A 16,604-nucleotide genomic window follows, 5' to 3' on the forward strand; every position below is an offset into this window, starting at 1 on the left:
TTGGGTTCAGTCTGCGGTAAATAGTTTATTTGAAATAGAGATTTTTTTAGCAATATAGTACGAATTAGATTTCTGACTGATCAACAACACTTGGGATTGTAACTCTAATTCACCATATTCTGGCTCTACTTGTACATAATACAGTTGACCGAATTCATTGCGAACACGTGCTTGTGCAGAGAAGCCTGGACGTGCATTTCCCGTAGAAATTGTTGCTAATCGACCCACTAAGTTAATGTGAGTATGTGTGACTTTGGGTCTGATCACTTGGTCTAAGCAATGGATCATAAACACAGTAAAAAAGATGTCGATAATCAAAGCAGGAACAAATAAGTAGTAAGGTGAGATGAAATAATGCTGTAAGGCAAAAAAAGAAAGCTCTAAGAAATAACCTGCAAAACTAAAATTGATGAGTAAAAATACAAAAATGAGGTATTTAGAGAATTTTACATCTAATAGTGGTGAATTTAATAACCACTCTGGTGTCATTTTCTTTACGAGATGACTTGGACGTAACCCAATAAAAATACCAATTGTTTCTGCAATGCTGAGCAAAATCAAAGCCACTACGCTCATGTGAAATGGCATAAGGTAGTAATTTAAAAAAAACTCAGTCATCGCAGAATTCATGATCTAGGTATTAGTCAATATAAATACCACCATCAGAGTGTACTTCCAAATTTACTTTTTCAAGGAATTCACCTAGACATGGTCCTGAAACACATTCACCAGTTTCTACTGAGAATAATGCGCCATGAGTCGAACATTGGATATACTCACGATCCTGATCTAAAAATTGATTTTCTAAATACTCAAGTTCAGTTTGCAAATGTGGGCAAATATTTTGATAAGCGTAAAAGCTACCATCTTTCTGAGTAATAAAGATTGTTGTTCCTTTCATGGTGTCATATGCACGAGACTCACGATCTGGAACTTCCTCAGTCATGCAAATTTTTTCCATTTTAAGCATATTCCTGTTGAGAATTTTTAAATTGTTCAAATAATTTGGCATAGTTTTCAACGGCTAAGCGTGGACCAAATTGCGCAACAACTTCGCTAGAAATTAAAATAGCCAGTTGGGCCGCAGCTTCTAAAGTTAAACCAGCGTTAATGGCATATAAGAATGCACCAGCAAAGGCGTCACCAGCACCGTTAGTATCAACGGCATGAACTTCGCGACCAGCAACGTGGAATTGTTGTTTAGGATCAATGATGATTGCGCCATTTGCACCTTGAGTGATGACAATATGTTGATTCTTTGATTTTAAAACTTCAATAGCTGCATCAAGTGTTTCAGTATTACTGAACATTAGCGCTTCTTGTTCGTTACAGAATAATAAGTCAACGCCGTCATCTAAGAGTTCTTCTAGGCCTTGACGTGCATATTGCACCATTGCAGGATCAGACAGTGAGAGTGCGACTTTAACGCCATGTGCTTTGGCAAGTTCACGTGCTTGTTTTACCGCGACACGAGCAGTATCACTTGTCGATAAATAACCTTCGATGTAGAGCCATTTTGCATTTTTTAATGGTTCAAAGTCGATTTGTTCAGCAGTTAATTCAGCGGTAATGCCTAAATATGTGTGCATGGTACGTTCTGAATCAGGACTGATCAGAACCATACATGTACCTGTTACGCCTTCACTGATAGATTGCGTTGTTGTTTGAATGCCTGCCGCATTTAAGCCATTTAAATAGATTGTACCGAGGTCATCATTACCCACACGGCATCCATAAAAAGCTGTACCACCTAAAGCACCAAAGGCAACCGTTGTATTTGCAGCAGAACCGCCACTTGCTTGACCTTTATAGCTTTGCGTATCTTGTAGTTGTTGATATAAAGCCGCTTGAGTGTCGCCATCGGTCAACTGCATTGTGCCTTTTTGCAACGATTGTTGTGTTAAGAACTCATTTGAGACTTTAAATTCTTGGTCAATCAGCGCATTACCAATTGCAAAAAGATCAACAGTTGCCATGTTTGTCATCACATTAAAAATCAAAAAGCAAAGTTTACACTAATGCTCAGGATTACAGTAGTTTGTTGAAAAAATTAGCGTAGCTCTAAATAGTTAATTGTTGCGTTCATCTGTTTTAATTTTTATTTAAGCGGACCAATCAAGAATAAACATATTTAATGAACAAAGAGCCGAAATTCTATGGCAATACTTCAGGCGACAACTTCCAGTTCACATGAACTTTTGTCAAAAGTTCCACAAGTCACAGCTTTATTCTGGTTGACTAAAATTTTTGCCACAACATTTGGAGAAACGGCTGGAGATGCTGTTTCCATGTCACTTAATCTAGGTTATTTGATTAGCACTTTTATTTTTGCTTTCATTTTTATTGCGTTGGTTATCTGCCAGATTCGTGCAAAAACGTACCAACCATTTCTATACTGGTTCACGATCATTGCGAGTACAACAGTTGGAACGACGTTGGCTGACTTTATGGATCGGTCTTTGGGGATTGGTTATATCGGCGGTAGTTCATTATTATTGTTGTTGGTCTTGTTGTCTTTATGGGTATGGCACACATCTGAAGGTAATATTTCGCCAGATACGATCAATAATGTTCGTACCGAGTGGTTTTACTGGATCACAATCACTTTTTCACAAACACTCGGAACAGCTTTGGGTGATTGGTCTGCTGATACTGCTGGTTTGGGTTATACAGGTGGAATTGCTTTATTTTCTGGATTGATTTTATTGCTTGTTGCTCTGCACTTTTTAACAAGAGTATCAAAAACCTTATTATTCTGGGCTGCTTTTGTATTGACTCGTCCATTGGGCGCTGTAGTTGGAGATTTTTTGGATAAGCCACTCAGTTCTGGAGGGCTGGACTTGAGCCGTTTTACAGCTTCTATAGTATTGTTGGTGGTTATCCTCGGGTGTGTATATTGGTCGAAACATCAGAACACTCGCTTATAATCCAACGTAAATATTTTTATATTCGATGAAATCACAGAGAAAAAATGCGTTGAATTTTGGTTGGCGCATTTTTCTACAAAAACATACCAATTTACATGGATATCCATGTGTATTCTTCGGTAGACTCTCTATATTAAATTAGTGTTATTTAAATAGATAAATTGGAGATCACATGACTGTAGATGTTACTGAAAGCATTACTCAAACTATTCATCCCGCGTTTCAGCTATTACGTCAACACCATGTAGAAGCACTCGATATTCATGTTTCAGAATATAAGCATAAAGTAACTGGTGCAGTTCACTACCATTTAGCTACGAACCATGATGAAAATGTGTTTTTAGTGGCTTTTAGAACGCAACCAATGGACTCAAAAGGCGCTGCGCATATTTTAGAGCATACAGCTTTATGTGGTTCTGAAAAATTTCCTGTACGCGACCCATTCTTTTTAATGATTCGTCGTTCATTAAATACCTTTATGAATGCGTTCACAGCAGCAGATTGGACAGCTTATCCATTTGCGACACAGAATAAAAAAGATTTTCAGAATTTATTGTCAGTGTATTTAGATGCTGCATTCGCTGCAAATTTGAACCCTTTAGATTTTGCTCAAGAAGGCATCCGCATTGAGTTAGAGAATGATCAAGCCGTTTATAAAGGTGTCGTTTTCAATGAAATGAAAGGAGCGATGAGTTCACCGACAGATCAACTTTATCATCAGTTGGCGCATCATTTATTTCCTGAAACGACTTATCATTATAATTCGGGTGGTGATCCAAAAGACATTCCTGATTTAACATATGAACAACTGGTCGATTTTTATAAAACACATTATCACCCAAGTAATGCAGTCTTTATGACCTTTGGTAATCAAACTGCCTATGACCTACAAGAGCAGTTTGAAAAGCTCGCTTTGCATAAGTTTTCTCAGGGTACAACGCTGTATTCAAAACCTGAAAAACGTTTATTAGCACCAATAGAAGTGAATGAAAGCTATGCCGTAGATAGTGAAGAGCTTAAAGATAAAACCTATCATGTGATGTCATGGCTACTCCCTGAAACCAGTGACATTAAATTACGTTTAGGTATGCGTTTGGTTGAAGGAATTCTATTAGAAAATTCGGCTTCACCATTGCGTCATTATTTAGAGACCTGTGGTTATGCACAATCAACTGGCCCATTGATGGGCGTTGATGATAGTAACTTTGAAATGACGTTCTATTGTGGCGTACAAGGCTCGAATGAAGAACATGCTGAAACATTTAAAAATGGTGTTTTAGATATTTTGAAAGAAGCAGCATCAAAACCGATTGATACTGATTTGGTTGATGCGATTTTGCATCAAATTGAATTGCATCAACGTGAAATCAATGGTGATGGTACGCCATATGGTTTAAGCCTTATTTTAAATGGTTTAGGCAGTGCAATTCACCATAATGATCCAATCCATGTCTGGGATGTGGATGCTGCGATTGAGCAAGTTAAAGAAGAACTGAAAGACCCAATGTGGTTGTCTAACTTGATTCAAATTCATTTGTTGGATAATCCACATCGTGTGCAAATGACTTTAGTGCCTGATGCAACTAAATCAGTCAAAGAGCAGCAAGCTGAGCAAGCACGATTGGCTGAGATTACTGCGAATTTAACCGATGCTCAGAAAGTCGAAATTCAGGAAAAAACGGAAGCGCTGAAACAACGTCAAGATACAGCTGATGATCTTGAGTTATTGCCGAAAGTTGGTTTGGAGGATATACCAGCAGATTTACAAATTGTGCAAGGGCAACTTCGTGAAATTATTAGTAATGGTTTAGATACGCCTTTAAACCTTTACCATGCAGGTACGAACGGTATTTATTATCAACAAGTCTTGATTCAAATTCCTGATGAAATCGTGCAATCACCTTACTTCAATTTACTTTCTATTTTGATGGGAGAGGTTGGCGCAGGTGAGCATGATTATTTAGAATTCCAACAAATCCAAACGGCTGTAAGTGGCGGTTTGGGAATGGGAGCATCTTTACGCAGCAAAGTAGATAATAAAGATCGTATCAGTGCTTGGTTGACGTTGACGACTAAATCACTTACGCAAAAGTTAGATTCAATCCAATTGTTGAAACTTGCATTTGAACAGCTCCGTTTTGATGAAAAAGACCGTATCATCGAATTATTGCAGCAACGTAAAACCCGTTGGCAGTCACGTTTGTCTGGTTCTGGACATAGCTATGCGATGCAGGCTGCGTCACGTCAGATGAGTGCTTTGGCTCGCCGTGATTATCACAATACAGGTTTAGGTGCATTGAACTGGTTGAGTGATCTTGTCAATAAGATTGACCAAGATGATGAGGCTTATCAAGCCTTGATTACGGAACTACAGGCGATTCATCGCACGTTATTACAAGCACCTAAACAATTCTTGTTGGTCTGTGAAGAGCATCAATCGGATCGTTTAGTTGAAGAGATTCAAAACGTTTGGGATAAATTGGCTGTCGATAAATCACCTGTAAGCTTAACCCAAGTTGAGCAAATCAATACAGAGAATGATGAAGCTTGGCTCATTCAGACGAATGTTCAATTCTGCTGCTCTGCTTATCAAGCCGTTGATGTTGCACATGCAGATGCAGCACCATTGATGGTATTGGCTGCATATCTGCGTAATGGTTTCTTACATAGCGCGATCCGTGAAAAGGGTGGTGCTTATGGTGGTGGGGCAAGCTACGATGGTAATGCTTGTTCATTCCGTTTTTATAGTTATCGCGATCCACGCTTAGTTGAAACATTTAATGATTTTGAAGCAAGTGTGCAATGGTTATTTAACGTTGAACAGCAACCATATCAACTTGAAGAGGCAATTCTTGGATTAGTCGCAGGTATGGACAAACCTGGTTCACCTGCTGGCGAAGCAATTACTGCTTGTTATGCATTATTGCACGCACGTACGCCAAAATTCCGTAGAGTTTTACGTGAGCGCTTATTAAGTGTGAGTTTGGAAGATTTGCAGCGTGTTGCAAAACAATATTTATTGGAACAAAAACCAGTAAAAGCAGTCGTTGCGCCATTTGCTAAACGTGATGAGCTACAAGCACTTGGATTTAATATTCAGCAAGTTAATTAAAATAAAAAGTTGGAGATATCTATGGCGTTCAAATCTTTTGAGCGGGGTCATTTGGAGCTTGGTGTCGTTATGACACTGAGCGCTTTGGCTAGTTCTATGGTCAATGCGCAGACAACTATACCTGCAGCACCTGCAACAGTAGAGGCTTGTGTTGCATTGGCTTCAAATGCGGATCGTTTGGCTTGTTATGACAGTCTTTTTAAAGCACCAACAGTCATCCCACCACAAGTTCAAGCAGCCGAACCAATCATTGCAGTAGCTGCTCCATCGGTAGAAAACAAAAATGAAAAAGCTGAACCTACAAATTTGCGTGATAAGGTTGTTCAAAAAGTAAGTGATTTGCACATCTTAGGTGCTGCGCCTAAATTTGATCCAAATATTTCATTGTTAGATCGCCGTTGGGAACTTTCTGAAGAAAGTAAACTGGGTGTGTGGAATATTCGTGCTTATCAACCCGTTTATTTGCTGCCTGCATTTTGGACCAGCGATAAGAATGAATTTCCTAGTAGCCCAAATCCTCAAAATACGGTAACAGATAAACAAGAACTAACATCAAGTGAAGCTAAATTTCAACTTTCACTGAAAACTAAAGCGTTGGAAAATATTTTCGGGAATAATGGTGATTTGTGGTTGGGATATACACAATCTTCTAGATGGCAAGTATATAACTCAGAAGAATCACGACCATTTCGTGAAACGAATTATGAGCCTGAAGCAAGTTTGATGTTTAGAACAAACTATGAAATTCTCGGTCTAAATGCGCGTTTACTTGGTGTAACTTTAAATCATCAATCTAATGGTCGTTCTGATCCTTTATCACGTAGTTGGAACCGCGTTATTTTCAATCTAGGCTTTGAAAAAGATAATTTTGCATTGATGTTACGTCCGTGGTATCGAGTAGAAGAAGATGCCAAAGACGATAATAATCCTGATATTAAAGATTATATGGGACGTGGCGATTTAACTGCATTTTATCGTCATAATGCAAATGAATTTTCTCTCATGCTGCGTCATTCATTAAAAGGTGGTGATCGTTCGCATGGTGCTGTTCAATTTGATTGGGCTTTCCCGATTAAAGGCAAATTGCGCGGACATTTGCAGTTGTTTGATGGTTATGGTGAGAGCCTGATTGATTATAACCATCGTGCAACTTACGCTGGTTTAGGTGTGTCTTTGATGAATTGGTATTAAATGAGTTTAAATATTCCAGAGCCATTGTTGCAGCTTGAAGCAAATTGTGGAGTTTTCGCCGTTTGGTTGATTTTAAAGCAATATCAAACAAGTATTGATATTGCTGATCTAATTCGATTGTGTCGACATGATCATCAGGAGGGAACTTTTACAATTGCTTTGGCTGTGGCACTGAAAAAATTAGGCTTTGAAGTGTCATTGTATACTGACCCTGATCCGAATATTGATGAGAAAGAAAAGCAAAGTTATTTGGATGCCCAAGGTCTTCAGATTCCGATTCAGGCTGCTTTGACTTATTCCGAGATTCAACAGGTATTTGAAAATGGTCACTTTGTTATCGTATTTTATGACACCCTACAGGGTGTGGGAAACCAATCTTTGATTTATTCAATTGATGAACAAGAGATTAGTTTCTGTGATCACTTTGAAGTGATGTCAAAAAGTACGTTTGAACAACAACGCCAAGCCGATGGAATTTGTCGGCAGGTGATTGTGGTTGAGCAGCCGTTAGGTGATTATCCAATTTGAATATTAGCATTGGCATGTTTTAAACGACTTTTCTTTGGTGTAGCAATCAAGTAGGCAAGGGTTAATGGTCCAAGACGACCTGTATACATCAATAGACTCAGCACAAATAGGCTACCATCATGTAGTTCGCCTGTTACACCTCGAGATAAACCAACCGTACATGCCGCAGAAACCACTTCAAACATCAGATCTAAGACATCCTGTTTAGGCTCCAAAAGAAAAAGGGTAAAGCAGCCGACAAAAATCAGCATGCCTGTAATTGCTGCGACGGCAAGCGCTTTATAGGTGGTTTCTTGGGAAATAGAGTGATTAAAGATGCGGATTTCTTCATTGCGCCGCAAAAAGGAAATGACGCAGAGCAGTAAGATGACAAATGTACCGACTTTAATACCGCCTGCGGTACTCAGTGAACCGCCACCAATAAACATCAATAGCATCGTGAGAAGTGTTGTACTGTGTTCCATTGCGCCTGTATCAATGGTGTTAAACCCAGATGAACGAGGTACTGTCGCTTGGAACCAAGCATTCATGGCTTGTTCACCAATATTCATTGAACCTAAAGTAAGTGGATTATTGGCTTCTAAAAGCCAAATCAAAATAAAAGCCACAATATTTAGTGTCGCGATTGCACTGAGGATTAGCTTGCTATTCGGTGTAAGTTTACTCCAACGTTTATTTTGTTTTATATCAATTAAAACAAGAAAACCAATTCCACCCAATGTATATAGCGTGCTAATGGTTAAACAGATTAAATAATGACCTTGAAAATTTATTAAGCTGTTATTGAATAGCGAAAACCCTGCATTATTGAATGCAGAGATACTATAAAAAATCGAATAATACAGCCCACGGTCAAAGCCATAGATCGGTATAAAAGATGTACTTAATATAATGACGCCGATGAGTTCAAAGAAAAGCGTATAAATTACTACGCCTTTTGCCACAAAGGTAACTTTGGACAAGCTCGTTTGACCTAAGCTATCTTGCGCCATCATTTGTTGTTTGAGTCCAAGTTTAGGCGCTAGACTTAAGGCTGCCAAAATTGCGAAGGTCATAAAACCTAAACCACCAGACTGAATCAATAATAAGATAATGAATTGACCGAAATGATTAAAAGATTCGTTTAAATTCACTACAGATAAACCTGTAATGGTTACAGCCGATGTTGCTGTAAATAAGGCATCCATCCAGCTCAAATTGCCTTTATTGGCGATGGGGAGTTTGAGTAATAATGTTCCGATGATAATGAAACTCAGAAACCCAATTGCTAATAAAGACGGTGGACTTAGGTTAAAGATCTTTTGTGTATTTATTTTTATAGTCATTTTATACAAAACATCCTGAGAGCTTTCGGAGATGGCTGAGCGAGCCTTCTAAAATAAGCACATCGCCAGCCTGTAGAGTAAAATTCACATCGGTTTCATATAGAATTTGTTGATCACGTTTAAGTAATAAAAGTTTGATATTGGGTTCTTGTTTTAAGATGCCTGATAAATTCACATGATTCAGTTTTTCTTGTACAGGAACTTTGACAATATAATGATCATCATCCAAAGCCATATAACGGCTGACCATTGGATAATTCAGTGCTTGAGCAACACGTACACCCATATCCTCTTCGGGATGAATGATTTTGGTGATATTTAGGTGAGATAAAATTGTATGGTGTGCTTTTGTTTTGGCTTTAACTAATATTTTTTCAACACCTAAATTTTTAAGATTAAGTACACAAAGAATACTTGCTTCAATATCTTCACCAATCGCAACCACGACGGCATCACAATTTTGGATGTTGAGTTCTTCTAAAACATGCTCATCTGTTGCATCTGCTATAACGGCATGAGTAATGCGATCAGCCAAACTTTCTACGTTACGTTTGATGGTATCAATCCCAATCACATCATGATTGAGTTTAGTGAGTTCTAATGCGACAGTTGCACCAAAACTACCTAAACCAATGACTGCAAACTGTGCCATAACTATCCTTAACTAAATGATAAAAATGTCTTTTTATTCATTTTAAGATGGATCAATTGATCTGTTTGTAATGATTTTGTTTGAGTTGGAAGATCTACATTTGTTATTGTTATGACAAAATAAAAATTACAAGGAATTTGGTTAGGAATTTAATTGTATTGAGCAAATATGTTCTAGGTATAAACATATAACCAGTTTGATATTCCACAGCAAAGCGTGGAACGAGATAATGTTAAAAGCTGAAAGGTGTCGTTAAAGTAAGGTGTATTATGCTGTTGAATGAACAAGACTTCATGAAACCAATGAAATTGGTTTATCACGTGAGAGTTAAGATTGAGCAGAATCCTAAACATGTTAAGGCTGTTCAAGCATTGACCTTAAATCAGTCAAGACCGACACATGGGCTTAATGGTACGTATGGTTTATATGGCTCGGCTGAGTGGTTGAATAATCTAGAGTTAGAGGTGATTCCACGCAAAAAAATAACTGGTTTAATTCGGCGTATTTATATCGTTGATATGGATGAGTCTGAAGGACCAGATACTATGGATGTCGTGCTTGATTGTGATGGGAAAACCGTTAGTAAAGGGATTTTCTTTAATGACGAGAATGATTTGCAATTGTTTGAAGTTGGGAAAAGGGTGGAGATTTTATATTATATTGAGGAGATGAAGGCTGTAGATCATTCTACAGGGGAAAGGGTAAAGCATGAATTTGTTCTTGAGATGGCTGTATCTATTTAAAAAGTGATTTATGTTTTGCACGATATAGTCACACAGTATATGGGATGAGCAAATATAAAAATAAAGCCGACATCATGTCAGCTTTATTTCGTTAAATGGATTATTTAAGGAAACGCTTATATCCAATATTGTTGCTAATTTCAGCATATGGATATGTGATTTTCTCTAAAGTCTCGACTAAACCATTTCATTTTAAGATGGATCAGTCGATCTGATTGTAATGATTTTGTTTGAGTTGAAATATCTACGCGCCGTATAGCAGATAGAACAAAAAAGCTTAACCCTTCTTAATCTCACTTAATATATTTCTTATATTCTCTGTCAATGCAATATAATTCCTATTATTCAATTGATAATAACCATTAATACCACAATGTATAATAGCATTCATGAATTTATGTAATTTCTCATCCGAAGCCACATCAACCAAAAAACCTGAAAAATCAGCCGCCTGCTCAACGCTATAGTTAAAAGAATCTTGTAGATTTACGATAGATAATGCATGAATTTGAGCAGGTTCGAACCCTTTTTCCTTACCAGTTGCATATAAAACACCAAATGCAAAACAAGCTAAAACTTGTCTTTCCAATTCACTAGTGTCTGATAAATCTATATTCAGCAATTCTAATATTTCATTTACGATTAATATATTATTTTCACGATATATTAAAAGATCACTCATAACATCTACACCACTATAAAGTTTCCATCAGGATATTTTCCATCCACCCAACCACATGGAAAATGTCCACTTTCATAAATTAGAAACATTTTCTCATAAAAAGGAATAATATCTATATTCAATGAGAGCCGATACTGAGAATATAATACCAAATGTATTATATCCCACCTAATACAATCAATAATATCCTTCGAAAAATTCAAAGAAAAACTTCCAATTAACTCATTTTTAACAAATTCTCGTGCATCACTAGAGTATTGATTCCATAACGAAAATATTTCTCTATTTTTATTTAACACTTCTGCACTCAATTGATTGGCAGCATCTATAGTTACATTTTCCCACTCATTTCCACTTAAGTAATGATCCACCTTATTTATTGTAATACTATCAACGTAAAAGCTAAGAGTATTAACTTTACCCCAAGCACTTAAAAATTCAAGTCTTTTAAATCTTTCTTTAATTGTCTCATCAATTTTTAAAATATTATTTAATTTCATTTCAGACCTGTTTTTTTCGCGCTGCATAGCTAAGTATGTGGTATTTAATTTAAAATTTTATTAAATTCCGTGCACCCAATTGACTGTAAATAAATCAATATTACTTCTATAAAAATAAAGCCGACATCATGTCAGCTTTATTTCGTTAGGTGGATTATTTAAGGAAACGCTTATATCCAATATTGTTGCTGATTTCAGCATATGGATAAGTAATTTTCTCTAAGGTTTCGACTAAACCATCTGGATTTTGTTTGGCATCAGTGGCCTGTAAGCCAACAAGTACACGACCTTCGGCTGCACCATGATTGCGATAATGGAATAGGGTGATGTTATGCGTTGGACCTAGACGCTCCAAGAACATTAATAAAGCACCTGGACGCTCAGGAAATTCAACACGAAATAAACGTTCATTTTCAAGGTTGGCATGACCACCAATCAAATAACGAATATGCAGTTTCGCAACTTCATCATCGGATAAATCATCGACATCATATTGTTGCTTGAGTAATTCATAGATTTCGTGACGTTCAACTTCACCACCTTTCAAACTAATTCCAACGAAAACCTGAGCTTGGCTGTCGTCACTGGCACGATAGTTAAATTCAGTAATGTTACGACCTTGTAGGGCGCGGCAGAAATTAAGAAATGCGCCTTTTTGCTCAGGAATCGTGACTGCATAAATTGCCTCTTTGCGTTCACCCAATTCAGTGCGTTCGGCAATATAGCGAAGACGGTCAAAGTTCATGTTTGCGCCGCAAACGATTGAAACCATGTTCTTTCCAGTGAGCTGATGTTCGGTAACGTATTTTTTAATACCTGCTAAGGCCATCGCCCCTGATGGTTCAACGATACTGCGATTTTCATCATAGGTATCTTTGATTGCGGCACAGATTTCATCTGTATTTACGGTAACAATGTTAGGATCAACGATTGGGCCTGAATTATCTGACTTAGATAAACGGATCATTTCAAAAGGTAATTCACCAATTTGTGCAACTGCTGTGCCATCGGCAAACAAGCCAACATGAGGTAAAATCACACGCTCATTGGATTCAAGAGCAGCTTTTAAACAGGCAGATTCTTCGTATTCAACACCAATGACTTTGACGTGTGGCGCAACTTCACCTAAATAAGCTGCAACACCAGCAATCAAACCACCGCCGCCAACAGCAACAAAAACATATTCCACATCACGCCATTGACGTAATAATTCATTCGCAATTGTGCCTTGTCCAGCAATCACGAGTTCATCGTCATAAGGTGGGATAAAAACTAATCCTTCATTTTCAGCACGTTGTTTTGCATATTTATTGGCAACATCAAAACTATCGCCGTGTAAAACAACTTGACCACCTAAGTTTTTAACAGCTTGCACCTTAATGTCAGGTGTCGTGCTTGGCATGACGATAATGGCTGGAATGCCTAATCTTTTTCCAGATAAAGCAACACCTTGTGCATGGTTACCCGCAGATGCACAAATCACACCACGATCGAGTTGATCTTTAGGAAGTTGGCTAATACGGTTATAAGCACCACGTAGCTTAAAAGAGAAGACAGGTTGTAAATCTTCACGTTTAAATCGAATGTTGTTATTAATTTTTTGACTAATTCGGGGAGCTGCTTCAAGCGGTGTTTCAATCGCAACATCATAAACCGTTGCTTGTAAAATTTGTCGTACCACACGAGACAGCATGTTCATCTTCCCTATAACAGTTTAAAATAGGCGATCATTGTAGCAAACCCCTGTGCATTTGCGCTGTTTTCTTGCAGCAAATGTCAAAATAGTTGAGTGAAGTCATGAGTCTATATGCAACCCAAGATGAGAAAAAACAAGCTGCGGCAAAAGCAGCTTTGAAACATTTGCCTAAAGGCGGCATTTTGGGCGTAGGAACAGGAAGTACTGTTAATTTTTTAATTGATCTATTGCCAGAATTACAATTAGAGGCAGCAGTCGCAAGCTCTACAGCTACGGCTGAACGTCTTAAAAAAATAGGTATCGAAGTGGTTGATATGAACTCAGTTGGTGGTTTAGATGCCTATGTCGATGGTGCTGATGAAATTGATCGCCATATGCATATGATTAAAGGTGGCGGTGCTGCATTAACTCGTGAAAAAATCGTTGCTTCAATTGCTAAGAAGTTTGTATGTATCGTGGATGATTCTAAATGGGTTGAGCAATTAGGGCGTGATTTTCCACTTCCTGTTGAAGTGATTCCAATGGCACGTTCTGCTGTAGCACGTAAAATCGTTGCTTTAGGTGGTGATCCTGTTTATCGCGAAGGTGTTGTGACAGATAACGGTAATGTTATCTTAGATGTTTTTAATTTAAATATTTTGAACGCACTTGAGTTGGAAAAAACCATTAACAATATTCCAGGTGTGGTAACCAATGGAATTTTTGCTTTGAATGCGGCTAGCATTGCGATTGTTGCGACCAATAATGGTATCGAAGAACGTACGGCACAGTAATGCAATCAGTTTCACTTGAAACACAATTGCCTGAAATTAAAGTAGTTCGACATGCAAGGGCGAGAAATTTGCGTTTGCGTGTTGAACCTACAGGTATTCGTTTAACAGTCCCTATATTTTGTACAAAGCGGCAGGTTCAGCAATTTCTGCAACAGTCTGAACAATGGTTATTAGAGACATGGAGCAAGCAACAAAAAGAATTTAATCAGACTATCAATTTTCCTGAACAACTTGTTTTATTTTATCATTTGCAACCATTTCAAATTATTCAGCAACAGCAACGTCATATTTTTAAATTTAACTGGGAACAACATATTTTATTTATTCGAAATGAAAGCCCTGAAATAGCTTTAAAAGCTGCTGTATTAGCATATGCGAAACAGTTTTTACCAGAATATTTAAACTTAATAAGTGAGCAGACGGGCTTGCAATATGGCGAATGCACGGTGAGAAAGCCAAAGACACGTTGGGGAAGTTGTAGTTCAAAACATGACATTATGCTCAATGCAGGATTGGTATTAATGCCGATGCATAATGTACGATCAGTGTGTATACATGAATTAGCACATACTAAGTATTTTGATCATAGTGCTAGATTTTGGAGCGAAGTGGCGAAATATGATGAAAGTTATATCGAAAATCGCAGGCAATTAAAAAGTATTCAATTGCCTGCATGGTGGTATATCTAATTAAATAAAGCTACATTCAAGTTGGGTTGTTTGTAGTTGATCGGGTGCCTTGCGAATATCTAGGCCTGCACTAGCACTTAATACTTGATTCCCATTTAGTTTTATTTGAATAAACTTGTACTTTTGTAAACTAAAGTCGATGTCAGTAGAACTACTATTGAGTAGGTAATTTTGACCTGTATTATTGATGAGTATTAAATTATCAGTACTATCCCCATCAAGCTTAGAAGTGAAGATTTGAGTACCTTTTTGTAGTTCTAAAACGCCGTTTGCTCTGATATTTAGTTTGCAATCGTTAATTTTATCTTCATAACCGCCAATTAGATACTCAATAGACGGTAAATTTGGATTAAAGACAGTATTAATTCCGGTTACTCCTGATTGGCATAAATAATTAGAATCTAGACATTTTGATGTTGGGCTATTAATAGCAAAGCCTACGGCTCTTCTATAGTCACCAGCTCCCGCTACTCTGAAAACATCTGTAGCTTGTATTTTCGGATCAGTGCCTGAGTATATTTTTTGTTCAAGTTGTATATATCCAATTGGATTAGATGTTTGTTGTTCATACTTTGTCGCGAGTTTTAGCACTGCACTTTTTAATAATCCAGCATATTGATCTCTAATGTTTTTTTGATTTTCTGCTATGTGAATTAAAGTGTTTTTATTTGGATCTGTATTTTCAGGGGCTGGGCCAATTAATGAAACAAGTGGACTAGGATCTCCATGTATTTTTTTTCCATCTAAATAACCATCTTTTAAATCGATTGCTAAGTTCTTAGTAAATTCAACAAATGCATTTTCAGGGTTGGAGCTTGACCATTGTTGAATGTAGCCAAAGTTTAAATAGGTATTAATATATTTATTGATGGTAGCAATAGTTAGGTTATTTGATTTGAATATTGTAAGTATTGTGCTTGGGGATAAGTTTGGTAAATCAACATTTGAAAAGCCATTTAGTAAGGCACTATTGACATCATTAGTCGCAAATTGTAGCTGTAATGCACTAACTTGTTTGGAGTTAATGATGTCTGTAGGGAGTTGACCTGATCTTATGATAGCACGTTGATAAATTGCTTCAGAGCTTGGGGTTATATAGATTGGTTGCGTTAAATTGCTGGTATTAACTTCTACTAAAGCATTAAAAGTTAAAGAGAAGCTTTTATATTGACCATTGAGAAAATCATAAATTAGTGAGTTAGGTGTAGTAGATATTTCAATTCTATACAAATGATCGGTATTAAGTACTTTCGGTAAGGTAATATTGAGATTTGAAGTAGTACTAACATTTTGTTCTATGACTAAAGAATCATCAAAATTATCATATACTTTTACTACGACATCACGCATTTCAATCGGAACTTTAATATCGAAGTTTTTAGGTTTGGGAATCACAACCTCTGGAGTAGGTGGCACATATCGTGCCTCGCTTTCACCGCTTCCACAACCTACTAAAAAAGCTGGACTAAGCAATAAAATACTGCTTACGCCTAAACTGATGTATTGGTTTAATCTTTGTTTTGATCTCAAAGAAGGCATTCCAGCTCTCCAAAATTTAGCATCCATGAAATTTATTATTACCGCATGGTTTTTATTCTATGCGAATACTTAGATGATTCAATAGTATTTCTTGACCAGTGGTAAAATTGAATTTATATAAAACAATTTGACAAAACTTTTACACTGTTTTTAATGTTATAGCGACCAGTTAAGTGAAAATAAGTTGTTAAATTTACATTTTTGTATTTAGAAATTTTATATTTTTACTATCTTTAGCTAGATACTA

The 16,604-nt window shown here is 37.1% G+C and carries 16 protein-coding genes and 1 pseudogene; 7 read left to right on the forward strand and 10 right to left on the reverse strand.

The features are described from left to right. Positions 1-6 precede the first annotated feature (6 nt). The 3 genes from O1449_RS07195 to O1449_RS07205 are packed head-to-tail and all read right to left on the reverse strand — an operon-like array spanning position 7 to position 1,976. Positions 7-618, reverse strand: a complete 612-nt coding sequence (locus O1449_RS07195) for an OB-fold-containig protein (protein ID WP_269239573.1) — start codon at positions 616-618, stop codon at positions 7-9. A gap of 22 nt (positions 619-640) precedes the next feature. Next, positions 641-946 (reverse strand): Rieske (2Fe-2S) protein, encoded by a 306-nt coding sequence (locus tag O1449_RS07200; protein WP_269239574.1) that lies wholly within the window; start codon positions 944-946, stop codon positions 641-643. 16 nt (positions 947-962) lie between these two features. After that, positions 963-1,976: an adenosine kinase gene (locus O1449_RS07205; RefSeq protein WP_269239575.1), complete on the reverse strand. Its 1,014-nt coding sequence runs from the start codon at positions 1,974-1,976 to the stop codon at positions 963-965. A gap of 180 nt (positions 1,977-2,156) precedes the next feature. Here O1449_RS07205 and O1449_RS07210 point away from each other — a divergent pair, with 180 nt between their 5' ends. The 4 genes from O1449_RS07210 to O1449_RS07225 all read left to right on the forward strand — a co-directional run bounded on the left by O1449_RS07210 (position 2,157) and on the right by O1449_RS07225 (position 7,758). Beyond that, positions 2,157-2,927, forward strand: coding sequence for a COG4705 family protein (locus tag O1449_RS07210; protein ID WP_269228071.1), 771 nt, complete (start codon positions 2,157-2,159; stop codon positions 2,925-2,927). A 172-nt stretch (positions 2,928-3,099) separates the two neighbouring features. Further along, a complete protein-coding gene (locus O1449_RS07215) occupies positions 3,100-6,039 on the forward strand; it encodes an insulinase family protein (RefSeq protein ID WP_269239576.1) in 2,940 nt (979 codons plus the stop codon). Between the two features lie 21 nt (positions 6,040-6,060). Beyond that, on the forward strand, positions 6,061-7,230 hold the full coding sequence (locus O1449_RS07220) for a phospholipase A (protein ID WP_269239577.1): 1,170 nt from the start codon (positions 6,061-6,063) through the stop codon (positions 7,228-7,230). Then, positions 7,231-7,758 (forward strand): cysteine peptidase family C39 domain-containing protein, encoded by a 528-nt coding sequence (locus tag O1449_RS07225; RefSeq protein WP_269228068.1) that lies wholly within the window; start codon positions 7,231-7,233, stop codon positions 7,756-7,758. It abuts the gene before it with no gap. Here the strand turns inward: O1449_RS07225 and O1449_RS07230 are convergent. Next, the gene (locus O1449_RS07230) at positions 7,746-9,083 is read right to left on the reverse strand and encodes a TrkH family potassium uptake protein (RefSeq protein WP_269239578.1); all 1,338 of its coding nucleotides are present in this window, start codon (positions 9,081-9,083) and stop codon (positions 7,746-7,748) included. The genes O1449_RS07225 and O1449_RS07230 overlap by 13 nt on opposite strands. Before the next feature lies 1 nt (position 9,084). Continuing rightward, on the reverse strand, positions 9,085-9,735 hold the full coding sequence (locus tag O1449_RS07235; RefSeq protein ID WP_269239579.1) for a potassium channel family protein: 651 nt from the start codon (positions 9,733-9,735) through the stop codon (positions 9,085-9,087). 269 nt (positions 9,736-10,004) lie between these two features. Between O1449_RS07235 and O1449_RS07240 the strand changes: the two genes are divergently transcribed. Continuing rightward, positions 10,005-10,478: a hypothetical protein gene (locus O1449_RS07240; RefSeq protein WP_269239580.1), complete on the forward strand. Its 474-nt coding sequence runs from the start codon at positions 10,005-10,007 to the stop codon at positions 10,476-10,478. A 100-nt stretch (positions 10,479-10,578) separates the two neighbouring features. Here the strand turns inward: O1449_RS07240 and O1449_RS16350 are convergent. The 4 genes and pseudogenes from O1449_RS16350 to ilvA form a co-directional block, all read right to left on the reverse strand. Then, positions 10,579-10,665 (reverse strand): annotated as a pseudogene (locus tag O1449_RS16350) (hypothetical protein); the annotation flags it as partial. Between the two features lie 90 nt (positions 10,666-10,755). After that, positions 10,756-11,160: an Imm48 family immunity protein gene (imm48, locus tag O1449_RS07245; RefSeq protein WP_269239581.1), complete on the reverse strand. Its 405-nt coding sequence runs from the start codon at positions 11,158-11,160 to the stop codon at positions 10,756-10,758. Between the two features lie 5 nt (positions 11,161-11,165). Beyond that, complete coding sequence (locus O1449_RS07250; RefSeq protein WP_269239582.1) at positions 11,166-11,660, reverse strand: hypothetical protein; 495 nt, start codon at positions 11,658-11,660, stop codon at positions 11,166-11,168. Positions 11,661-11,814: 154 nt separating this feature from the next. Continuing rightward, complete coding sequence (ilvA, locus tag O1449_RS07255; RefSeq protein ID WP_269239583.1) at positions 11,815-13,359, reverse strand: threonine ammonia-lyase, biosynthetic; 1,545 nt, start codon at positions 13,357-13,359, stop codon at positions 11,815-11,817. Positions 13,360-13,457: 98 nt separating this feature from the next. Here ilvA and rpiA point away from each other — a divergent pair, with 98 nt between their 5' ends. Next, a complete protein-coding gene (gene rpiA / locus O1449_RS07260) occupies positions 13,458-14,129 on the forward strand; it encodes a ribose-5-phosphate isomerase RpiA (RefSeq protein WP_269239584.1) in 672 nt (223 codons plus the stop codon). Next, positions 14,129-14,818: a M48 family metallopeptidase gene (locus O1449_RS07265; RefSeq protein WP_269239585.1), complete on the forward strand. Its 690-nt coding sequence runs from the start codon at positions 14,129-14,131 to the stop codon at positions 14,816-14,818. Before rpiA ends, O1449_RS07265 begins: the two co-directional genes overlap by 1 nt. Here the strand turns inward: O1449_RS07265 and O1449_RS07270 are convergent, their stop codons facing one another. Further along, the gene (locus O1449_RS07270) at positions 14,819-16,357 is read right to left on the reverse strand and encodes a hypothetical protein (RefSeq protein ID WP_269239586.1); all 1,539 of its coding nucleotides are present in this window, start codon (positions 16,355-16,357) and stop codon (positions 14,819-14,821) included. It abuts the gene before it with no gap. Between the last annotated feature and the right edge of the window lie 247 nt (positions 16,358-16,604).

The sequence above is a fragment of the Acinetobacter sp. TR3 genome, from assembly GCF_027105055.1.
GTDB lineage: Bacteria > Pseudomonadota > Gammaproteobacteria > Pseudomonadales > Moraxellaceae > Acinetobacter.